This is a genomic window from Sinomicrobium kalidii, assembly GCF_021183825.1.
In the GTDB taxonomy this organism is placed as follows: domain Bacteria; phylum Bacteroidota; class Bacteroidia; order Flavobacteriales; family Flavobacteriaceae; genus Sinomicrobium; species Sinomicrobium kalidii.
In genome coordinates, this window is the sequence record NZ_CP089211.1 from 1383780 (window position 1) to 1406376 (window position 22597).

Consider the following 22597-nt stretch of genomic DNA (forward strand, 5'->3'; position numbering starts at 1 on the left):
CATAACACTGTAAAATGTTTTGATCAAGACGCTGCGAAGATATGTCACAACAACACTTTCAACATAAAAAACAAGGTAGAACAAGTTCGAATACTGCTTAGAACTTGTTCTATAATTTTCTTTGTGAATCTCCCAAAAACCTGAAATGTCACGAAAAGGAGCATCGCTGAATATTACGTGAAACACCTGGAAATCAGCACCTGGAAAGCACAGAAATATACTTTACCCCCCTGTTTTCACAAAAAAAATGATTAAATTTGAATGATTTTTAGCTGTTGATCTTATAATGCCATGAAATAATTATTCACCAGAGATCGCAGTAGAACAGATTTAGCCCCTACCTGCTGAGCTGTTTAAAATTAAAAGCTACCCCATGAAAAGAACACCACAGACCGCAGATCTGGATGGAGGAGGTGTCGTTTTGGAAATACCTGCCGTATTAAAACGTCTCAAGAAACATCTGGACATCAGAACCAATGCAGAATTATCGAGTATATTGGACGTAAAGCCCAATACCATTTCCACCTGGAAAAAAAGGAACACTCTCGATTACCCACGTGTACTCGCCCTGTGCAAAACATACAGCATAGATATACACCAGCTCTTTTTTAACAGGCCGGGAACAGATACACCATTCCCGGGCAGGAAAGACAAAAAAGGGTTTAGTGTAGTTACGAGGGATACTTATTTTCAGTATGTTTCACAATGCAATAAAGAAAGTTTTGTCGGGAGCCTGCCAAAGTTCCACTTTCCTTTTATTTCGGGAAACAATATCAGGGCTTTTCAGGTTGTAGGGTCCGCCATGGCACCCGTATTAAAAGACAGTGACTTTGTTGTAGGGGAATATGTCGACGCCGACACAACCGATATGGTAAACGGAAACATCTATGTTCTGGTGAGTAATGTACGGGGAATTTATATTTGCAGGATCCGGAAAGACCCCAAAGACAATAAGGTTATACACTTGATAAGAGATAACGAAACTAAAAATACATTGTCGGAAGTAAAAATGATGGCCGACGAGATCATAGAACTCTGGGAGGTAATATCTGTATTTTCACTGGACCTGATAGGGAATAACAAAACAAAAAATTCTGACCATTAATATGCCTTATTTCTTTATCGGTGTATTTCTTCCCCGTACGTCTAGTTTTCCCCGCCCTTTTGCCGTATCTTTTTTTGCAGTTCTTCAAACTGGTTTTCCGCTTCGCTGTCTTCAAACGGGGAACGTTCACTCGAAAGGTCCATATCGTCCCAGTGCTCTTCCATCCAGTATTTGATTTCCCCTTCGGAAGCGGGGTCATTCACTATTGCCGCAAGCTGTTCAAATTCTTCCCGGGATATGGTATTTTCCCGGAATTTCTCCAAAAGTACTTCTATCAATGCTCTATGTCGATTCATAGCTTCGTGAATTTAATAAGAAAGTCGTATGTTTTGTCGGGCCACATTTAAAGTTTCCTTTTTATTTTTCCCGCATGGCTCCCATCAACTCCATCGAAAAATTGTCCTTGGCCTGGATATAGGCTACTTTCGGGATAACCTTTGCCCCTATTTTTCTTTTTTCAAAAGCGGCCGTCAACCCGAAATCTATCCTTTGAAATCCGAGATTCCCCGCCCGTTTTACGGTCTGATACAACATCTGTCTGTATAACTGGTACTCCCGAGCATATTTATAATTCATTCCGATAAATGCGGGAACATACGTATGCCTGCCATTCCTGTAACAAAACATTACCCCCAAAGGTACGCCATCTTTTTGTTTATTGTATTTCTTTTTCAAGGAAAGCACCATAAATTCCCAGGACGGATGCCCCGACATGGTCTTAAAAAGTTTTTCCGGAAAAGAGAACATATTAAGACCATAATTGTTGTTTCTCACATTTTCGAAAAGGCGCATATAAACAGCTATCTCGTTTGTGGTGGCCGTTTTCCTGAAATCCACCTCAAAGAATTTTTCATAGGGCGCGACTTCCTTCCTGAAATGTTTCCTGGACCGGGAAGAAAGTGAAGCTACGTAAGCTTCGGTCCCTTTCCAGGACAAGTCTTCCACAACACAGGAATCGGGCATGGCCATTTTTATGAACCCCAGGTTGTGGAATACCCGGTTGAGTTGTTCTCCGTCAACAAAATCGCGGAGCACCAACATGGAAGTATCCTTTTTCTGATCTACTGTTTCCAGCTTTTCCAAAAGCTGTCTTACGGCTTCACGCCATTGCGGATGTGTGGTGTCCAGGTAGCAATGTTGCCCTTCGGTAAACAAGGAACCCATACTCAGCACCCGGGAGGTGAGATGATAGGGCTCCTGCTTTCGCTTTTCCTCCAGCTTCACGGAAACGGATGTGGGGGCCAGCATGTCTTCTTTCCAAAGCGCAAGGGTGAAAAATGTGGCCAGTACCGGTTTACCGTTTTTATCCCTGATCATAAAATAATAAAAGGACCAGTTGTGTTCGGGTTTCATATTTCCGCAAAACGCTTTTTCCAGGAACATGAGGCCATCCCAGTCATAAACACCCTTACCGGCAAACAGTGCGTTCCACTCCTTTTTGTTGACCCCCGCGACGGTGGTTTCCATTTGCATATCCAACGCTACACCCCTGCCCGTTCCGTCCGGGTTTTCCCCGGCCTCGTTCAACGGCATACGAAATGCCCTTCTTACCCTGTTGAGTGAAGTATGCGTCTCTTCCAGGGCCTTTGGATAATGGTATATCAGAGCGTCCGCCAGGTGTTTCATATCTTCCTCCTCGTTGTGCCTGGAGATGGTAATCCGTATTCCCGTATTTTTTACCGGGGCCCCGGGATATATGCCCAGGTTAACAAAAAGCCCTTCCCGCATCAGCCGCCTTACCAGTTTATAACCCGTTACGGGCATACCGGTACCGATATAGAATACCGGGCAATCATTACGCTCTACCAGGGGAAGTTCTGTTTTTTCCAGCAACCCGTTAAAATAACTGATCTTATGTAACAATTCGGCCTGTAAGCTGTAAATCTCCGGAGACAAATGAATATCTGCCGAAGCAACAGCAGCGGCCACGGATGCAGGTTCCAGTTGTGCTGAGAAGGTCAGCGGCCCGCCAAAATTCCGGATTTTCCGGTACATTTTCACATCCGGGCATACCAGTACCGCCCCGCTGGCGCCGAATGTCTTGCTCAGCGTACCGAACAGGAGCGTATTTTCCGGAAGTTCCTTCAGCATGTGCAATACATAGCCCGTACCATTCTTTCCTATCCAGCTCATACCGTGTACATCGTCAAAATATAAATGCAACTGTGGGTATTTATTGCACAGTTCCCGCAGTCCCGCTATGGGGGAGCAGTCCCCGTACATGGAATACACCCCATCGGCCATAAACCATATTCTCCGGCATTTTGAAGACAGGTCGCGGATCTTCTTTTCCAGCATGTCGAGATTATTGTGCCGGATCATTTCTACCGGTACCCCGCGTACTTTTAAAAGCTGAGTTGCATTTTGTACACTCCAGTGTACCTGGTGATCCAGGATCACACCGTCTTCATCCCTCACGGCAGTAGGAATTACCCCAATATGCCCCAATGTGCTGTTTTTGGTAATCACCACGGGGTAGCCATACATCCTGCGGATCTTTTCCTCCAGTTCACGGTATAACGGATGGGATATATAGGTCCTGGAAAGCGGAAACTGCGTACCGAAGTTGAAGATGGCGCAGGCCGCGGCATGTTTGAGACGGGAATCCTGTTCCAGGCCAAGGTAGCCCGTAGTACCAAAATGCAGGAGGTCTTTACCGTCTATTCTTATTTTCCTTCCGCCAAAACTGTCACCCTCGGCATAGAGGTGAAGCACTCCCGCCTTTGTGGCATCGGTAAAAACCCCGTCCACGGTATCCAGAAAATTATTGTGTTTGATTTTTGCCATTCCCTTCTCTTTCCGGTGAAACAAGAAATAAAGTACTATTCGGGTTTTCCGGTCTTTCAGTATTTACAACAAACTAAAAAATTTAACCCGATCCGGCACATAGATTTTATCCGGTTACTTAAAAAAATCCTTCTCAGATAAGAAAAAATCCCTCTCAGATAAGTTTTGAGTTCGAATTGTACGTTACTATTCCACCGGGTAACAATTAATTGCCCGTATACATGAATTTTGTTAAATTGCCAGGGAATATACCCCTCAGATTATGATGTACTCAAAAGATTTTGATCGTAACATACCTTTTTTCGAAAATGAGTATGCCAAATTCTGGGTTGACCAGAATATTCTCTTTTATGTATATAAAACAGATATAATAGTAAACCTGGAAGCGGCAAAAAAGATTGTCGCCGACAGGATTGCATTTCAAAAGGAGAAAAGCTATCCGGTATTTTGTGACATCCGCGGTATTAAGGATGTCAATAAAACAGCCAGGGATTACCTTGCCATTGAAGGATCTACTCTCACCAAGGCGGTTTCCATATTGGTCGACCCTCCCATAAGCCGTGCCATTCTGGATTTTTACCTAAAAATGAGCAAACCCCTTATTCCTACGGAAGTATTTACAGAAAGGCATGAAGCCATTCAGTTTTTAACACCTTATATAACATTATAATGGAAAACAGGGAGATACGAAATTGCACAAACAACTTACATTATGTAACTTAGCTGGTACCCCCTACTTCTTGATAAAATCGTCATATTGCTTATGCAAGCTATAATTATTCTTAAAACGACATTGGATGAACAGGTGATTTTCGACACATAAGCTGTTGGATTCATCCTTTTTGGCAACCTTAAACCTACCCCGGATTTATGGATAAGGATCACAACAAAAAAAGAATAAAAAGTATAAACCGGATGCTTCTTGAAGTGGCCAGTGGAAACTTTTCATACCGCATTGAGAGGTCTGACCAGAATGACGAGTTGGAAGCACTTGTGGTATTGGCCAATATGATGACCGAAGAACTCGGAGAATCTGTTCGTCACCAAACCTATCTGAATTATAACGAGTCGTACAAGCACATCGCCCAGATGACTTTTGTACTTGACAATAATTTTCATATTTGCAGTCTCAATTCCCTGGCCTCTGATCTTCTTCTTTTCGACAAAGAAGAAATGCAGGGCAAGTCCCTGGACAACTTTCTTACGGAGGAATCCAGGCCTGTTTGGGAAGATTTCAGATCCTGTTTCTCCCAAAAGGGAGAATACAATCATACCCTGGAACTGTCTTTCAAGGCAAAGGAATTTTTCATCGTTCCGGCCGTTTGTTCAATATCCACGCTTCTCAATGCTAACAACCAGGGTTGTATGCTCGTTACTGCCATAGAAACGATATTGCGAAGCGAAGAAACCGAAAATGAGCTACGTCGGAAAATAGAAGGACACAAAAATGCCGGCAATCAGGCTTCCGGCAATACACTCCGAATTGCCCTCAGTGAATCGGACCTTAAAAAAATAGGAGAAGTTCGCGAATATATTAGCAGCAACCTGGAAGAACCCAATTTTTCCATAAAGGAACTGGCCCATACTCTTGGCACAAATGAGTTTAAACTGAAATATGGCTTCAAACAGCTTTACGGCACTACAATATTCCGGTATTTACAGGATGAACGATTACGCAAGGCCAGCCTGCTCGTTCAACATTCCAGGCTTCCGTTGAAAAATATTGCAGAAATGACAGGTTTTAAAACTGCACCGCATTTTTCGCGGGTATTCAAGGAAAAATACGGTTATTCGCCAAGCGAGTTCCGTAAACAAATCCTCGGAAAGAAAAGCAAATGAAAAGTCGTCCTGTTTAACTTTTTAAACAAAGGGACAAAAAATCCCTTTCAGATAAGCCCCGCTCCTTCTGAGACAAGTTTTTGCATATTTATTTCACTATCTTCGGGCTCCTGGTTCAGGAAAGTGGAGTGTAGGCTACTGCTTTCCGTTTTAGCGCCGATGGTTCATTTAAAATAAATACGGGAGATATTTCGTGTACCAATCTCTCTACCCCAGAAACCGTGAGCAGGTAAATTCATATCGTCAGTTCTCAAAATTACCGACAGGCTCACGGTTTTCATTTTATTCCTTTTCTCCCTGAAGTTTCAAAGAACGTTGTTATAAAAAAATCCCTCTGGGATAAGTTTTTATACATTACAGATAAGCTTTCGCCATCCATACTTGTTATTTTTACGTAACCTTTTTAAAGGATATGCCTACAAAATATGGCTGTTATAAACAAAAGTATCGGCAGCGCATATATAACAACATCACGATCAGTATTTATATTGTAGTTAAAAAACCGGCCCGGACGGAATTGAAGATCAAACATCTGTAATGGAAAAAGAAAATCATCCCGTTATCCGGACCGGAGCTTTTACACTTATGGAAAAACCATACCCAGGTATCATTTCTTCCCTTGCCCGTGTGTTTATAGCCGTGAGTTTGCCTCTATACCGAAGATCGTTATCGCGCAGTTAGCTGTCTTCATAGCTCACGGCTGGCAGGGAGGAAATTATAAGGAGCCCTGATCATTTTTACGCTCTGATTTGTATCCACCCCATTTAATTCAAAGAAAACAAATCTGTACAGGAATCATCGTCTTCATTCAACTGGTCATGTTGCTTTAAAATTTCTTTCCAATGTTCATCCATCAAATGTTTTATTTGATGTTCTCCTTCAGGCCGTTCCATATATCCCCTGAGTTGTTTTATTTCCGCCCTTGTTATTGTACCGTTCCGCAGCTTATTCAGAAGCTTTCCCAGATATTCTTCACCTTTCATAATCCTGTTTTTGTTGAAATGAAACCAATCCATAGACTATCTATTATGATATTATATCTTCTATTATAAGTACACCACTTGTGAATAAAAGTCCTGCTTTATCGGTATTTTTTTCATTGATTTAGTTACGATCTGTATTACGGCAGTTTTGATTGAGCCTTTAAAACCTTCCGGAAAACATGATACCTCAGCCTTCATAAAACACTTATAATCAGAAATAAAACAATGAAATTATGAGAAGTTTTGAGAGAGAAGAAAAATGAAAAAGACCTTAATATTGATCAGGATCAAGGGTTGTGGGGTAAAGTTGGATTTGAGATATGAGATGTAAGACCTATGATTTATGACTATAAGATGCAGGAATTAAATCGTTAGATGTATTTAGACATTGTTTTACCGGGATTCCGGATGTCTTGAAAATTTTTATACCTCTGCACAGTCTACAACATTCGGGCGTGATCCCTTAATCGTAAAATTCGGAAGAGCCCCAAATAAAAAAACACGGAACCTTAAAAAAGTCCGTGTTAACACTTAGAAATACCACCCTAATCCAAATAATGTAATATGAGAACAAGTAATAATGAGCTTTTACTATGCTAAAAGATTCCGGTGGAAACATCGGTGTCTATAACGTATACACCTGTATAGCAATCCGGTCCCAAGAAAAAACAGAGATACACAAACTTACCCGATTGCACTACCGGATTAGAACCGGTGGTTTTCAATGATATTCAACATATTTTTACAACCTTCGGGTCAATGTATAAAAAGTACCAGCAATAGCAGTAAATTGTTTTCCAAATGCGGTCTCAAACGGGTTTTAATAGTGTCCATAATTTTCCACAGATGGTTTTTTACTGTTTTGGGAGTTATCCCCAAAATATCGGCAATCTCCGTATTGGTTCTGCCTTCTTCCCTGGACATGATATAAATGGTCTTTTTTTGCGGGGAAAGTTCATCCACAATCCGGTTTACGATGCGTTTATATTCGGCCAGCAGCATCCTGGTCTCAATCTGTTCATATTGGGTAGAAGCATTTTTCCATACTTCCTCCCGGGCCGACTCTCTCCGGAACGTATCACGCATGTGATTATAAGTAAGGTTCCTTGCGATCGTAAACACAAACGTGGTGAAAGTAAGGGGTTTAATGGTTTTCCTTTTTTGCCAGATCTTAATGAAAACCTCCTGAACCATTTCATCTGCCACATAATCTGATTTGGCATATGAAAACACAAAATAATAAAGTCTTTTCCGGAGGAGATAAAAAACTTTTCTGAATGCCTCCTGATCACCATCTTTGAGAGACTCAACAAGTTCTGTATCTATTTTTTGAGAGCTTAGCTTATTCACCTGTCTGGTATTCTGAAGATTAATTAGGATAAATATACAATTATTTGTCTTTGAAAGACAATATCATCACGGAATCTTAAAATTCCGGAGATCCTTTCAGGATTATGGAAGAATGAAAGCAACAATTACGCTATATTTTCCGAAATCCTTGAGAATGGTCGGTCGTATTTAATGTCCGGGTAACTCCCGGATTTTTTTGGAAATCGTCATCCGGATGGCCCTGACCCGGAGAACTTTTATTTAGCCTAACGGTTTTATATCCCATTACCAAGTACCACCCTGTCGGGTTCTTTTTTGCTTTGGAGCAGGGATATGCTCCATTTTATGTATATTTACGTTCAGTTTTCCCGGTGTTGTACACCGTCGCGGTGTTCGGAAGCCATAACAAACATATAAACATTTCGTTTAACAAACAAATTTCACAGACATTTTTTACACTAAAAGTTTATATTCGGTATGGACAGGTCTTTAATGCTCGATCAAATAAAACACCACTATCGCTTTAAAAGGGATGTTGACCTGGCACGGCACCTGGGCATAAAACCACAGGCCCTGTCGAACTGGAGGAAACGCAATTCGTTTGATGCGGAACTTATTTACACCAAATGTGACGAACTCAATTCTTCCTGGTTGCTCAACGGAGAAGGGCCCATGCTCCGGAAAGACCTGGAAACCCCGTTACCGGTCCACGAAGCGGGCAGTACTTATGTACTCCGGGAAAAGATCAATGCCATGGAAGGACAGATCGAAGCTTTGAAACAGGCCAACGAAGCGCTCCGGGAAACCAACAGCACTTTGCGGGATACCCGGGAAATATATAAAAAAAGGATCGAGGAACTGGAATCGGGAAAAACCGGTCCCGATCGTCCTTAACAAAGTCAACTCCCTCTGGGCATTTAAAATGAAACAAAACGTAAATTCAGGGATATTCTATTCATTCCTCTCAGATTTCTTATGAAAATAGTCACGACAGGCCCGGAAAACCGCGATTTTATAGCTTTGGTCCGACACCTTGATGCAGATCTGGCCGTAAGGGACGGCGAAGAACACGCCTTTTATGCCCGGTACAACAAAACAAATGGTATTGAACAGGTGGTTATGGCTTATACCGGTAACAAACCGTTGGCCTGTGGTGCCATAAAGGCATATGCCCCGGGAATTGCCGAAATAAAGCGGATGTATACTGCTCCGGAAAGCAGGGGAAAAGGTATCGCTTCTTTGGTATTGAGGGAACTGGAACGCCGGGCCGCAGCATTATCATATACGAAATGTATTCTCGAAACCGGTAAAAAACAGCCCGAAGCCATCCGGCTTTATGAAAAAAACGGCTACAGGATCATCCCGAATTACGGTCCGTATAAAGGTGTGGAAAACAGCTTGTGTTTTGAAAAATTGCTGAAGCCATAACAAACAAACCCCTTTCCTCCCCTGGAAACATTCGGTTTACAAGGGTTGACAGGGGTTGTGTGCTAAAAACAATAGTATATGTAATAAGATTCGGGGTGAATCCTTTTATGTTGATGGAAGAAAAAGGAATAGTTATCCCCTGATCCCATCTAAAAAATCGCTTAAAAATTCTTCTACGGCTCCGATAGCGGCCTGCATATGGGCATTGACAATATCTACTATCCCGTTGAGTACTTCAAGAACGGCTCCCAGATCCAAACCTCCGTTGATCTGGTGCAGTTCGTTTTCGTTCAGTTCTTCTACACCATATTTTTCCAAATGCTTCATGATAATAAATAATAAGGGTTTAACGTGTGTTTACAATCCCGGAACCGGTGAATACCGGGCGGGGAAAAGAAAAGAGCCATACGGAGAATCCCTCAGGTAAAGGCTAACGCTCCATACGGCTTTTTCATCTTTCGGAGATATCTGATAAACAGCAGTCAGCCTACAGATCAACTACTCCGGTGATCACACCAAGAGCAAGCTCTACTACGCTTCCTACTACAGAAACGATTCCGCCTACAACACCTGTAACGGTACCGAGAACTCCGGTTACCAGATCAATAACTCCACCGAGGTCTACACCTCCGTTAACTTCCTGTAATTCAACATTGTTCAGTTCCTGAACGCCGTAGTTTTCCAGATTTTTCATAATTAAAACATATTTAGGTTAAACAAAAGATTTAAGACATTAAATTGTATGGCTAATACAACCGGGGGCTCCCGTTTTGCAGTGCTAAGATAAAGTCGCTCTCTGAATAAACCTTGCAGTTTAAGGGTTTTATTCAAAAAAATGTCGGTTTAGGAATAAAAAAAGAAGGAATTTACTTCAAAACATAACAGGTGCGCCGCCGGTTTTCAGTTTTTTTCGACAACAACTTTTTCTTCCAGGGGGAAATAGTCGCCCCGGAGGTTTACACGGGTCGTATCGAACGGAAAGGCATCCTTATAAACGCGGTTGGCCAATGGCTGATGGGCGTAGATCAGGGCTGCCGTTACCCTTTCCTGGTCTTCCTTTTTCACCGGGGTACAGCTATAACATATCCCTTCTCCCGGTTTGAGCTTTCGCTTCCACAACGACCGTTTTTCATGGCTTTTTACGCGTTCATGGATGTTGTCTGCTTTTCCTACATAGATCAGTGCTTTCATGGTTACGGTGCCCCGGGTATGGTCGTGGTAGTAACTTTGTACTACAAACACCCCGGAATACGCAGGAAGTCCGCGGCCGTCCCGCTCCCTCCAGTAGCCCTTGAATTCCAGGTCAAACGTTTTTTTAGTCATGGGGTATTAGGTTTTTCGGGTTTAACCTCCAAACCTAAAACCATTGCCCCGCATTTCCTTACGGATTTCCACAAAAGGGGGGAAAGAAAAAGGCTGCCTTTAAACAAGTTTTGCAATTCCATTGTTGCTTAATCATCCGGCCGGACCGGTCCCCCATATATCCAAAAGCAGATACACCGGTGCCGGAAAGCAACACGGACCACTTGTTTCAAAGACAGCCATTAACCGCTTTTTGAATCACAAAACCTATATCAACCTCAGGTCTTTAAGGATTGTAATGAGATGAATCGTAGTATTCGCATTAAAATCCTCTTTCAATTCTTTCAGTCTTTTTTCAATAGAGCTTTTACTGCTGGGTGCAATACCGTCTTTTTTAAAACGCTCTTCTATTTCTTCCTGTGTAAACCCGTTGGCCAGAAGTTTAAGCAGGGCCAGTTCGTACTCGCGAAGCGTAAGAAAATTTCTGTGTTGTACTGCGGCCTCTACCTGGGCGGAAAGATAGTTGTTACCCCCGTATACCGTCCTGATGGCTTTTTCAAGATAGAACAGGCCGTTCCGGCCCTTACAGGCATAACCGTGTATTTGACCGGTATCCCACAAGGCCCTTACGGTTTGCGGGTGATCTTCTACAGAATATACTATGATTCGCAATTCCGGGAATTCACCGGCAACAACTGAAATAAGCTCCTGTCCAGAAGTCAGTTTTTCCGCCCGGTGATCGGGTTTAAAAGACAGGTCGCAGATCAACAGGTCGAAAGGGGAACCGTCCAATGCGGCGCGTCTTGCTTTCAGGTAAGCGTCGTCACAGTAGGACGCATGAAATACCTCCGGCCTTCCCAGCTTTTGCAAAACAGCAGACATTCCCCTGTTTATACTGTCAATATCCTCGGCAACTAAAATTTTCTTAAACATACGCAAAAGATTAGCACGGCAACTGAATTTCAGCTCTAAAGCCTTTTTCAGTATCAAAGGTAATGCTTCCTTTTACGAATAAAATACGGTTTTCCGTATTCCGGAGCCCGTTGCCGTATTTTAACTTTCCCGAAGGTATGCCCACACCATTGTCTGAGTACGTGATTTGCAGTGTTTTAGGTGTTTTGGCGAAGGTTATGGCCACAAGTGTGGCCCCGCTGTATTTTTTCATATTGGTCATTAATTCCTGCAACACCCGGTACAGGACGATCTTCTTTTCTGCGGAAATTTCCTGCCAGGGGATGTCTTCCAGGCCCAGGATGACGATCTTGGCCGTTCCCTCAGGATAACTGCCCAGCATTGACGCCAGCTCTTCCTCAAACCTGTTGCCGGTATCAATGCTGGTATTTTCCCGGGAAATATCCCTGGTAAGGGTATAGATATTTTCCAGTTTGTCGAGGATCTCCTTATTGGAATTATCCTCTCCCAGTTGTGCCATAACATTATACACACCGTTGGCCAGCTCGTCGTGTACGCGCTTGGAAAGGCGGATCTCGGTATTGTATATGGCTTCCTGTTTTTCCCTTGAAATCTTTGCCTGCGCCCTGGTGCGTTGCAGCGCATACCACAAATACGAGATCACGGCCAGCCCGATGACAACCGTAAACAGGATCAGGTTTTCCGTTTTCTTCTTTTTTAACAAAAGCTCCGCCTTTTCCTTTTCGGTCTTATATTTTAGTTTTTGTTGTTCTTCCCTGACATAATCGAATTTTATTTTGGCAAAAGCGTTTTTCACCCTGAGCTGGGCAATACCAAGACTGTCACTCAGCACGGCATAGCGTTTGGCGTATTCCTGACTTTCCGAAGGACCGGCAAGGTATACAAGTTTTTCCAGCGCCTTTATCTGACCTTCCGGATTTTTGTATTGTGTAGAAACCTCCAGGTATTTTTTTGCGTACGCAACAGCCCGGGCATTAGCTATCGGCTCAAAAAAGTCGGAAAGGTGGGCATAACTGGCCTGCAATCCTTCCATATCATTCTTTTCCAGTCTCATTTTTAATGCTTCCTCAAGCGCGCTGCGAACATCCGTCTCCGGGTTCTGCAACCATTTGGTATAAGCCAGATTATCAATAATCCTCGCCCTGAGAATCGTATTTTTAGCGGATACTTCATCGAGAATCCCCGTCAGTATCCCGACAGCCGAATCAAATTCGCTCTTGTCCCTTTTAACATTGGCAATATTGTTTAAAATAATAATGCTGTCTTTTGCTGAAGACACAAACCTTAACGCGTTTTTATATTCTTCTATGGCATAATCATATAATTTCTGTTTTCTATAGCTTATTGCTATACGATTATAAGCACTGGATAAATAAAGAGAGTCTTTCTTACCATCCAGATAACTCAAACTCTCCGTAGCATTTTCCTGACTACCGGAATAATCGCCCAAATGTCCCAGGGCTATTGCCATCTCCACCAGGCGCCTCCCTACCTGGGAGCTGTCCCCGACAGCCAGATAGAATTTTTTTGATTCAATGGCATTTCTAAAGCTTTCTTCCGGGTTCTTCAAATAACTGAAGATTCTGCTCTTCCTGTAGTATCCCTTGGCAAGATATAGCGTATCTGACTGAAGTCCGGAGAATTTAATAAGCTCGTCGGCGTAATACAGGGAACTGTCGTATTGCCCCAGGGTATTGTGAAGGTATATTTTCTGGGACAGTATTTTTAATAACAGCGGATCGCGATGATCCGCAACCCGGGTTAAGGCCCGGTTCATCAAAAGCAATTTTTCATCCTTGTCCCGGGTATCTTCACCGGAACGCCGGTAAAAGTAGGCTGCGGAATCCTTCGCTTTTCCCGTTGTCCCCTGCAGGGGCATCCCCTGACGGTCACAGCCGGCTAAAACGATAAAGAACAGTACTAAAAAACTGAATTTCATGGGGTGTTTTTGATCCGTTCCCCAAATTACTAAAAAATAAAAAGCCGCGAACGGTTTCGCGGCCTTTATTCCTAAAAAATCAGTACCTAGTCTTCCGGTTCTTCAGGTGGAATTATATCTCCGTCTTCCCCTTCTGTTGCCTGTGTTTCATAAAGCGATTCATTTTCGGCCACGTCGTCATAAGTGCACGATGACAGGGACAGGCTGTTTACAACAAGGACTATAAGTATAAAAAGTAGCTTTTTCATGTGTGAATAAAATTTTGATTAAACAAATGGGATGGCTTTCCGGGTATAAGCACCCGGAAGTCTTCTCGGGACGGGCAAACCCGTGGGCCCCGAACTGGTCGGTAAAAGGGAGTACTCCTTGTTTTTCGGGAAGTGAAAATCCTTATGCGGCGGCCTTTAGCTGCTTCCCGACAACTATCGGTCACTGCAATTGTGGATTTCCGTAAAAACGGGGCCTTATCTTTTGCTATGTTAGCTACGCCGAACAAAGCCCCGTTCTGTCAGCGAAATAAGAACACGATTGTCAAAAGGTCACAGACAGAGACAAGACATCTTTTTGACAATTCGCGGACACCGCCCCACCACAACATAACTAACTAATAATCAAAACATCACATCTAAAACACATTCGAAATGGAAAAATGGATTCAAAAACTTATGGAGTCCGTATTTGACAAAACCGCTAAAAAATCAATGGAAACCTCTATAAGCGGAAAGTCAAAATACCTCTCACAAAAAATCGAGGAAGACTTCGGTTTTGCGCTAAGCGACAGGAATATCAACAGGTATTACAAAGGATATATCACCCGTGAAAAAAAGAAGATAAAACCCAATAAGGCCACACTTAACGCCCTTGCCGGGTATATTGGCTATTGTAATTTTGAAGATTTTATCCGAAAGAACGAAACCGGGGAGGAAGAGGTCATACGAAAGTTTTCCGCGCAGACAAGCAGGCTTTACAGGCAACTGGTAATCAGCTTTGTGGTAAATATTATTCTTATAGGCGGACTGCTCTTTTTTATTTCGAAGTACTACAAAAAGAACTGTATGATCTGGATAGACGACCACTACGAGAAAATACGGTGCTCCGGCCTTGAACTGGAAACGGGACTCAATCAACAGGTCCTGGAGAAATTTAAAAAAAATAGCGATCACTGATACCACTTCCTTCTTCAGGGGAGACCGGGCAGTCTTATGGTATACCGTGATCGACGGTGAAATCGAGTTTTTTACATTTCCGTGGATACACCCCGTAAGCAAAAAGGCGCTAAAGCCGGTAACTCCTTATATTTCAGAAATGTACATTCCGGAGGCACGGCACATCAAAATTGAAGAACGCTAAGGCGGTTGCCCCGGCCCATGGCAATCCCGGATACGGTTTTTGCACGGCAACAGGACATAGAATTTATTCTACGGACTGTTCGAATTAGTTCTATGCCCCGGAGAAAGGCCCCCAGGGGAAAATAGCCTAATTTCACAGCACTTAAAAATCCGGAAAAGATTGTGGAAACCTTATTTTTTTATCGATGAGAAAAATACTGACTCTGGCAGGAGTTGTTATATCCATCTATTCCATAACAACTATTCTGGGGTATGTCTTTGAATATCGCACCATAGCAACTAACGGAACAGGCTATGTGTGGGGAAATTTTATTTTGTTGCTCATAGGCTTTGTACTGATACTCTATGCCAGGGGTATTGCAGACAAATAGCCGTAACAAGGCCCTGACACAACGTATAAAAAACGAATTGCAAACAACCAACCGTTGATTCCTGAAGTCCCGGAGCAGGCTTTTGGGAAATTTGGCCGCCCTGCGAACCCCGTTTAATGCAGGGACAAACTCCGGGATATTCGGGAATTACTTACAGGGCGGAAAACCCTGTTTTACTTAAACACATTATTATATGGGTAAGATCATAGCTATTGCAAATCAGAAAGGCGGGGTGGGGAAAACCACCACCTCGGTAAACCTGGCAGCTTCACTTGGGGTTCTGGAAAAAAAGGTATTACTTATAGACGCAGATCCCCAGGCCAACGCCACTTCCGGACTGGGAATTTCGGTAGATGATGTGGATACGGGTACCTATCAGCTACTGGAACACACCGTGAAAGCAAAAGACGCCATTATCCGGACCGGGTCGCCTAACGTAGACCTGATCCCGGCCCACATAGACCTTGTAGCCATAGAAATAGAACTGGTGGATAAGGAAAGAAGAGAGTACATGTTTAAAGGAGCCCTCGACGGGGTTGAAGACCGGTATGATTACATTCTCATAGATTGTGCACCGTCCCTGGGATTGCTTACGCTGAACGCACTTATTGCATCACACTCCGTTATCATTCCCATTCAGTGTGAATACTTTGCGCTGGAAGGCCTCGGGAAACTGCTTTCCACCATTAAAAGCGTGCAGAGATCACATAATCCCCAACTGGATATTGAAGGAATGCTGCTCACCATGTACGATTCCAGGCTCCGGTTATCCAACCAGGTGGTGGAAGAAGTACGCCAACATTTCAGCGACATGATCTTCGACACCATTGTGCAACGCAACATACGGCTCAGTGAAGCCCCGAGTTACGGCGAAAGTATTATCAATTACGATGCCACCAGTAAAGGTGCAGCAAGCTACCTGAGCCTGGCTCACGAAATTATCAGTAACAACATCACGGCAGCACAACAGTAAAGGCACCCCGCAATTCTTTTCACTTCTGAAACACGGCACAAAACAGCCCTGTTTTGTTCGGAGGCCCTGTACCTAACTCTCAAAACGCAGCGCATCGGGGAACAAACCCATCTGGCGGGATTAAAATGGATCAGGATCAAATCAAAGATTGTTGGGGTTTTTCGCTTGTTGTAAGTTTCCCGTTTTGGTTTTGCCACGAATACACGAATGTTTTTTGAATTGAATGTTGTATATGAGGCCGATATATCGCGAACCCGGGATCGTTTCCGATTTCCTGCCTGCCCTCATTTACAAAAAAACAAACCACGCTGTATTGAAAGGTACAGCGGTTTTGGGAGGCTGTGACATTGTATTTTAGTTTTTTGGTTATTCAGTTATTTAGGCATCACGCATGAACTCAATAACCTGTCGTTAACCTGTTAACCCAACAACAAGACTATAATTTTGCTGCAATAAATGCCCTTTAATCGAGGCCAATACGAACACTGTAACAAAAAGGAACTATTTTATCAACACAAGTCATACCTCTTATGTCCTGCTGTCTTAGTCTGAACGAACCCCAGCAATGTCCACAACTTTCAGGATTGATCCATTAAAATTCCGTAGGAAGAAGCAGGGTACGGCCTATAAAATAAAAACACATGGAAAACCCGGGAGTTACAGGCACATGCACATTGGCGGGAACCCTGATCTTTTTCAGAAGCTCCCTGCTCCTTTTGCAGTATTCTATCCAGCAATCGTTATTGCGCCCCCTGCAAAGTCGTATAACTATAAACTCGTCTTCCCTTGACAATGCAAATGCCCGCATGGCCATATCCAGGAAAAGCTTGTGCTCTTCAAAAAGGGACATCGCATATTTTATACCATCGGTATAATAAAACGGAAAATCGGGATGCAGGTTTAATCCGCCCGAACTCTTAAAGTTCTCTATCTTCTCCCGGACAACCTTACTTTTACTTTCTTCTTTTATATAATGTGCCAATACCTCCATAAATTCAAACGAGTTTTACCCTGCAAACGGAAACCATGTTATTGTGAAAATCTATTTCCAGGTAAATTTTGTAAGGCAGGCTTTTTATGTCCCGCACAAAATATTTCCATTGATCCACATGGTAATGATTGTATTCGTCGCCCAGAAGTTCCACGACTTCCTCCTTCGACTTTGACAGCAACACCCCGCCTTCCAGGATGTTTTTCAGGTGAGATATGCGTTGCTCCCTCCTGTTTTTCCACAATGAACTTTCAAATGAGCAGTGTTTGACTCGCAATAAAAGCATGACATATTTGCAAAATACTGACATCTCTTAATTTTTTCTGTTTATTGAAGTCCTGTTGTTCACACTAAAAAAAATTACTCAATCCTCTGTTCCTGTTGTGTATTTTCGTCTTGCTGTCCCGGGATAGTGCCGGGAAAAGAAAACCGGACAGAACAGTTTTTCCCATATTCGCAGTTCACAAGTTCGTTTTAAGCCCCCCGGCAAAAGGATCTCTTCCGGAGGGGCTTATCTAAACACTTGATTATGATATTAGGAAACGCTGTATTAACGTCGATATAAAAGTAGCAGCTATCTTTATTCTCCCATAAAAAAAGACGTAGAACTAATGCCTTTCCCATGTAGAATAAATTCATTTTAAATGTAGAATAAGTTCTAAATATCGCGGGTGATTATTATTATTTTTTTTCGTATACTTGTAGGCCTCAAATCATAATTATTATAACTTACATTTAATCAGGATTTTATGACTGTTTTATAGGATTTAAAGAGCATAAAACAGATGTTTTACCATACCTGATAAGCAAAATCTTAAAGCCCGCAAATTTCACATAATCTCTTAGAATTCCCCTCTGATTCTAATGCGACTTACGTTGATCATCCTTTTTAATCTGTCCCACCTGATATCCTATTGCTGCCAAATCCGCAATCATCCCGACCAAGAGTATGGTATCAGCTGGTATACCGATAGTGACGGATTACCACAGAACAGCGTAAAACAAATATTCAGAGACACCTATGGCTTTATCTGGTTGCTCACCCAAAACGGTCTGGTGCGTTATGACGGAAGAAACTTCAGGGTGTTTAATTCCGAAAATACCGCCATACACAACAACCGCATGACCTTTGCCGAAGGAAATCCGGGAAGGGACAGCATTTTTGTCCACAATGATTTTGACGAAATGCTCCTGATCTCCAAAAGAACTGCTAAATCGTTTAACAACAAACCTTCTTCCTCCGCTTTATTACCCGCAATTCCGGGCCCGCCGGATATCAGGGGACAGTGTTACACCATACCCGCATCGGGCAACACCGCCTATTCGGTGGGCAATGATACCGTAGTTTATCACACGCCCGAAAAGGTTGTATACAAACTGCGCTTTCCTCACAACGAGCCCCGGCATTTCTTTACCATCGGCAATACCTTATACTACCTGGAAAATAACGGGCGTTATGCCACGATACACAACGGCAGGGTCTTTCTCAGAGAGACAGAAGTTCCGAAAGAGGACATTACAGGCATTATTCACAACAGGATCGCCGGGCAAACCTTTGTACACACACAAAAAGACCTGTACGTACTTCAAAAAAGCACTTACGGGATCCATCTGAAATGCATACTGAAAGATTTCGATTTCAGTGCTGAAAACAGCATCCTATCCGTCTATTACGACCCGTTTTTGCAACACATTTACCTGGGAAGTGCCACCAGGGGCATGAGTATTATAAAAAAATACGATTTCAGGAGCATCAATATCCCCGGAACGAGCAGGGTACAGTACGCGCTTACAAAATACAGTCCGGACAAGGTGCTCACGGCCACGGGGGCGCTTATTGACCTAAGCACTATTTCCGGAAAAAAATTAAATATCCCCCGGAAGAGTGACAAATACAGTGTGATTACAGACCGGAAAGGAGACATCTGGACCAAAGACAGGAACATACTGTACCGGTTCAAAAAAGAAACGGCATATCGGGAATACGAACAGTGGAAACTTCCGCATAAGATCGAACAACTGTATAAGGGTAAGGATAACCGGATATGGATTGCCGTGCACCTCAATGACGAAAAGCGGCTTGCTTCCAAAGGGGCCCTCTATTATATCGACCCTTCCCGCCCCGGCAGTGCTCCGAAAAACTACAAAACACTGGATTTCAACGTGTGCTATATGCTGCAAACCACCAACAATACCTTGTGGCTGGGAAGTTTCAAGGGATTGTATAAAATGGATTTACGGAGCAAAGAAACCGGCCGGATCACAGGGCTCTACACCAAGCACATAAAAAGCCTTTACGCTTCAGATCCGCAGGAGATCTGGATCACCACCTCCACAAACGGTATATTTTTGTACAAGGACGGTACACTTACCGGTTTCCCGGCAGACCGGAAGGGATATATGCTTTCCTCGCACTGTATCGTAGAAGATAATCTGGGTTACCTATGGATAACCACAAGTAAAGGCCTGTTCCAGGTGTCCAAAAAGAAAATGCTGGATTACGCGTCGGGCCGGATGAAACAGGTCTATTATCATTATTACAATAAAAACTCCGGGTTTCTGTCTAACGAATTCAACGGGGGCTGCGAACCCTGCGGCATTAAACTGGACAACGGCTACCTCGCATTCCCTTCCCTGAACGGAATTGTTGTATTTAACCCCGCAGAGATAAAGCCCAACCTTCCCAACAAAACCATTTATATCGACGAGGTCCGCAGCAGTGACCACATCCTGCCCGTAGACCGGGACACCCTGGTCCTCAAACGCGATTTCGGCCGGGTGCATATTTCGCTGGCCACTCCTTATTTTGACAATCCGTACAACCTGAACATGGAATTCAAACTGGAGGAAGAAAACAATAAAAACTGGGAATATGTGGAAAACGGAAAAACCATAACCTTTTCCCAGCTGCCTCCGGGAAAACACACCCTCATCATACGAAAAATGAACAGTTTCTACTCGCATTATATCCATAAGCGAATAACACTTATCGTCCCTCCCTATTTTTGGGAAACCGACTGGTTTTATGTGCTTTTATGCCTCTCTGTCCCGGTGATCATATTTTACAGTATAAAACTGCGCATAAAATACGTACGTTATAAAAACGCCCTTCTGAAAAGGAAAATCATCGAAAACACACGCCAGCTGCGCAATACCATAAGCACCCTGAGGGTTACCAAAGACAAACTGAAACAACACACCGCCATACAGGAGAAGCTCATAGCTTCCATAAGCCATGATATTCGCAGTCCCCTGCGTTTTATGGTCGATACCGGCGAATACCTCTATGCCAATTACGATACGGGCAATAAAAAGATGATCCGCGAAGGCATCCGGTCCATGTACAACGCATCGGTGAAAATACACGAATTCATAAGCGAACTTCTCGATTACAGCAAGGCACGCATTTACGAAGGTAAGCAGAACACGCCCCAGGAAAGCTACGACCTGCAAAAACTGGTCCTGGAAAAAATAAGCCTGTTTACGGAAATCGCCAACTCACAAAGAACGGGGATATACAATTATGTGCCCTACAATTTTACGATCGCGGTAAACAAACACCTGCTGTCCATCATTATACACAACCTCCTGGACAATGCGGTAAAGCATACCCATAACGGTAAAATAACCCTGTATTCCTTTACACGCGAGCGAAAGACCCATATTGTCATAGAAGATACCGGTAAAGGAATTCCCCAAAAACAACTGCGGTATTACCAATCCCTTATAAATCCGAACGAAGAAGAAGACACAACAGCCCACATCAGTCCCAACAACAGCCTGGGGATCAAAATTATCCTGGACCTGCTCATTATACTCAACGGAAAGATTGACATTAAAAGTACGGTCAACAAAGGTACCAGGATCACGCTTATCTTTCCCTCCGAGGCCAGTTGATCTTCATTCCCGGGTATTCCCGCCTGTTTTCTTACTTTTAATGCAAGCTCAATCTGTTTTTGAATAATAATCGGCAACTTGTCTTAACGCTGTCAGGAGCGTAGTCGAATGGCCCCGGGGTAAACGGTTATGTTTTTTTAAACTCCCCCTGCATTTAAAAACGATGGTTTGAAACCCTGTTTTACCAGGCAGGCCGAAAATTGTCCGGGTATCTCCATTAAGTTCCCGCAAAAAATTACTGCCGTAACAGACCAGTGAATACAAAAAACAACGCTTCCCTTGGGGGAAGGGAAGCGTTGTTACAGTAAGCGTAAGTAACTATAATGTTCAAGATAACATTACGGGGGTGATGAAAACCTTAATTTTTTTATCAGTTTGTCCAGATATCTTCCTCAAAACCTCTTATTTCCTCTTTTATTCTCCGGCCTTCCAGCAACTGAAACAAGGAATTATCCGCAATATAGTCCTTGATCTCCCTGTCGCCGTGTACATTATCTTCCTTATAAATAGTAGCGTGGAACCTTCTCGTATTCAAAAGCGTGTCAAAAGACAGGGGTGCGGCAGAGTTTTTATTATTGAATGCCTTCGCTTCATGGAGTATTTGCCTCGCGCTGGGATACCACACCCAGAATAACTCCACAAGGTTGGAACCGTCGCTCACCCCCGAGTCAATAAAATTAACATCGGGCGCCACCGGTGCTATGGCCAGTAAACGGTATTTCAACTCTCCCTGGCGCTTGTCAAAATACCATACCCCTTTGATACGGTATTCGACAATGTCTGCCGCAGTAATATCTCTTTTGTCAATATACTGGGGAGACACCTGTTCCCCGGCGTTCAGTTGTTCATAACCCAGGTCTGTAGTATCAATCTTTGAAAGTGTGGCTTCCAGGTCTTTAAATTCCCTTTTTTCCGTAAAATAAGAGTCCACGTAAATGTCTGTAAGCACACTATCCTTAATAGCGGTTACCAGAACGTCGTACAATGACTTCCTGTTGGATTCCCTTATGGGTTCTATGGGATAGTAAAGCGAAAAGTTCACTCTTTCGTCGAGATCTATGACCTCCCAGGTCATTTTAGACCACATTACGTCACGGTCGTCTACATAGCCGTAGTCCATGGGGGCATCGTTGTCTGCTTCCTTTTGTCGCTCTGTTTTAACTCCGATTTCTTCCGGCTTTTTTGCATTGAGCAGGTTAGCCTGTCCGAAGGAGAAATGGGAACATATACCAAAGAGCAAGGAAAGTGGGATAGTAACTCTCCAATTCATAATTTATACATGTTTTTATGATTTAAGAAACAATAGTATCATACTGTGCAAGCTACAGCAGGTAACCCGGCTTGCACAGTTGATTTAAACGGTCATTCGAA

22 protein-coding genes are annotated in these 22597 nt (G+C 43.2%); 9 read left to right on the plus strand and 13 right to left on the minus strand.

The window, feature by feature from the left end; translation table 11 throughout:
- The first annotated feature begins 373 nt into the window (after positions 1 to 373).
- A complete protein-coding gene (locus tag LS482_RS05555) occupies positions 374 to 1105 on the plus strand; it encodes a LexA family transcriptional regulator (RefSeq protein ID WP_233030759.1) in 732 nt (243 codons plus the stop codon).
- A gap of 41 nt (positions 1106 to 1146) precedes the next feature.
- Here LS482_RS05555 and LS482_RS05560 read toward each other — a convergent pair whose 3' ends face one another.
- On the minus strand, positions 1147 to 1401 hold the full coding sequence (locus tag LS482_RS05560; protein ID WP_233030760.1) for a hypothetical protein: 255 nt from the start codon (positions 1399 to 1401) through the stop codon (positions 1147 to 1149).
- Between the two features lie 61 nt (positions 1402 to 1462).
- Entirely contained in the window at positions 1463 to 3892 is a 2430-nt protein-coding gene (locus LS482_RS05565; RefSeq protein ID WP_233030761.1) for a bifunctional aminotransferase class I/II-fold pyridoxal phosphate-dependent enzyme/GNAT family N-acetyltransferase, read from the minus strand.
- Positions 3893 to 4154: 262 nt separating this feature from the next.
- On the opposite strand from LS482_RS05565, the gene LS482_RS05570 reads away from it, so the two are divergent.
- On the plus strand, positions 4155 to 4562 hold the full coding sequence (locus LS482_RS05570) for a DUF7793 family protein (protein WP_233030762.1): 408 nt from the start codon (positions 4155 to 4157) through the stop codon (positions 4560 to 4562).
- A 200-nt stretch (positions 4563 to 4762) separates the two neighbouring features.
- Positions 4763 to 5731: a helix-turn-helix domain-containing protein gene (locus LS482_RS05575; RefSeq protein WP_233030763.1), complete on the plus strand. Its 969-nt coding sequence runs from the start codon at positions 4763 to 4765 to the stop codon at positions 5729 to 5731.
- Positions 5732 to 6495: 764 nt separating this feature from the next.
- On the opposite strand, the gene LS482_RS05580 is transcribed toward LS482_RS05575, so the two are convergent.
- Positions 6496 to 6714, minus strand: coding sequence for a hypothetical protein (locus LS482_RS05580; RefSeq protein WP_233030764.1), 219 nt, complete (start codon positions 6712 to 6714; stop codon positions 6496 to 6498).
- Positions 6715 to 7470: 756 nt separating this feature from the next.
- Positions 7471 to 8064, minus strand: coding sequence for an RNA polymerase sigma factor (locus LS482_RS05585; RefSeq protein WP_233030765.1), 594 nt, complete (start codon positions 8062 to 8064; stop codon positions 7471 to 7473).
- A 456-nt stretch (positions 8065 to 8520) separates the two neighbouring features.
- On the opposite strand from LS482_RS05585, the gene LS482_RS05590 reads away from it, so the two are divergent.
- Together LS482_RS05590 and LS482_RS05595 are read left to right on the plus strand one after the other, a co-directional pair.
- Positions 8521 to 8937 carry a helix-turn-helix domain-containing protein gene (locus LS482_RS05590; protein ID WP_233030766.1) on the plus strand — a complete coding sequence of 139 codons (417 nt, stop codon included), beginning with the start codon at positions 8521 to 8523 and terminating at the stop codon, positions 8935 to 8937.
- A gap of 81 nt (positions 8938 to 9018) precedes the next feature.
- On the plus strand, positions 9019 to 9471 hold the full coding sequence (locus LS482_RS05595) for a GNAT family N-acetyltransferase (protein WP_233030767.1): 453 nt from the start codon (positions 9019 to 9021) through the stop codon (positions 9469 to 9471).
- A gap of 132 nt (positions 9472 to 9603) precedes the next feature.
- Here the strand turns inward: LS482_RS05595 and LS482_RS05600 are convergent, their stop codons facing one another.
- The 6 genes from LS482_RS05600 to LS482_RS05625 all read right to left on the minus strand — a co-directional run bounded on the left by LS482_RS05600 (position 9604) and on the right by LS482_RS05625 (position 13893).
- Entirely contained in the window at positions 9604 to 9798 is a 195-nt protein-coding gene (locus LS482_RS05600; RefSeq protein WP_233030768.1) for a bacteriocin, read from the minus strand.
- A gap of 160 nt (positions 9799 to 9958) precedes the next feature.
- Positions 9959 to 10165 (minus strand): hypothetical protein, encoded by a 207-nt coding sequence (locus LS482_RS05605; protein WP_233030769.1) that lies wholly within the window; start codon positions 10163 to 10165, stop codon positions 9959 to 9961.
- A 206-nt stretch (positions 10166 to 10371) separates the two neighbouring features.
- Positions 10372 to 10794, minus strand: coding sequence for a GIY-YIG nuclease family protein (locus LS482_RS05610; RefSeq protein WP_233030770.1), 423 nt, complete (start codon positions 10792 to 10794; stop codon positions 10372 to 10374).
- Between the two features lie 246 nt (positions 10795 to 11040).
- Positions 11041 to 11706, minus strand: a complete 666-nt coding sequence (locus tag LS482_RS05615) for a helix-turn-helix domain-containing protein (RefSeq protein ID WP_233030771.1) — start codon at positions 11704 to 11706, stop codon at positions 11041 to 11043.
- Between the two features lie 10 nt (positions 11707 to 11716).
- A complete protein-coding gene (locus LS482_RS05620) occupies positions 11717 to 13645 on the minus strand; it encodes a tetratricopeptide repeat-containing sensor histidine kinase (protein WP_233030772.1) in 1929 nt (642 codons plus the stop codon).
- Positions 13646 to 13731: 86 nt separating this feature from the next.
- On the minus strand, positions 13732 to 13893 hold the full coding sequence (locus LS482_RS05625; protein ID WP_233030773.1) for a hypothetical protein: 162 nt from the start codon (positions 13891 to 13893) through the stop codon (positions 13732 to 13734).
- Between the two features lie 393 nt (positions 13894 to 14286).
- Between LS482_RS05625 and LS482_RS05630 the strand changes: the two genes are divergently transcribed.
- From LS482_RS05630 to LS482_RS05640, 3 genes are all read left to right on the plus strand, one after another.
- Positions 14287 to 14811, plus strand: a complete 525-nt coding sequence (locus tag LS482_RS05630; protein WP_233030774.1) for a hypothetical protein — start codon at positions 14287 to 14289, stop codon at positions 14809 to 14811.
- Between the two features lie 368 nt (positions 14812 to 15179).
- Positions 15180 to 15365 (plus strand): hypothetical protein, encoded by a 186-nt coding sequence (locus tag LS482_RS05635; protein WP_233030775.1) that lies wholly within the window; start codon positions 15180 to 15182, stop codon positions 15363 to 15365.
- A gap of 193 nt (positions 15366 to 15558) precedes the next feature.
- Entirely contained in the window at positions 15559 to 16338 is a 780-nt protein-coding gene (locus tag LS482_RS05640; protein ID WP_233030776.1) for a ParA family protein, read from the plus strand.
- Positions 16339 to 16930: 592 nt separating this feature from the next.
- Here the strand turns inward: LS482_RS05640 and LS482_RS05645 are convergent.
- Both LS482_RS05645 and LS482_RS05650 read right to left on the minus strand, forming a co-directional pair.
- Positions 16931 to 17329 carry a hypothetical protein gene (locus tag LS482_RS05645; protein ID WP_233030777.1) on the minus strand — a complete coding sequence of 133 codons (399 nt, stop codon included), beginning with the start codon at positions 17327 to 17329 and terminating at the stop codon, positions 16931 to 16933.
- A 4-nt stretch (positions 17330 to 17333) separates the two neighbouring features.
- Complete coding sequence (locus LS482_RS05650) at positions 17334 to 17639, minus strand: hypothetical protein (RefSeq protein ID WP_233030778.1); 306 nt, start codon at positions 17637 to 17639, stop codon at positions 17334 to 17336.
- Between the two features lie 554 nt (positions 17640 to 18193).
- Here LS482_RS05650 and LS482_RS05655 point away from each other — a divergent pair.
- Entirely contained in the window at positions 18194 to 21226 is a 3033-nt protein-coding gene (locus LS482_RS05655; protein ID WP_233030779.1) for a sensor histidine kinase, read from the plus strand.
- Between the two features lie 370 nt (positions 21227 to 21596).
- Here LS482_RS05655 and porN read toward each other — a convergent pair whose 3' ends face one another.
- Positions 21597 to 22496 carry a type IX secretion system ring subunit PorN/GldN gene (gene porN, locus LS482_RS05660; RefSeq protein WP_233030780.1) on the minus strand — a complete coding sequence of 300 codons (900 nt, stop codon included), beginning with the start codon at positions 22494 to 22496 and terminating at the stop codon, positions 21597 to 21599.
- Positions 22497 to 22597 lie beyond the last annotated feature (101 nt).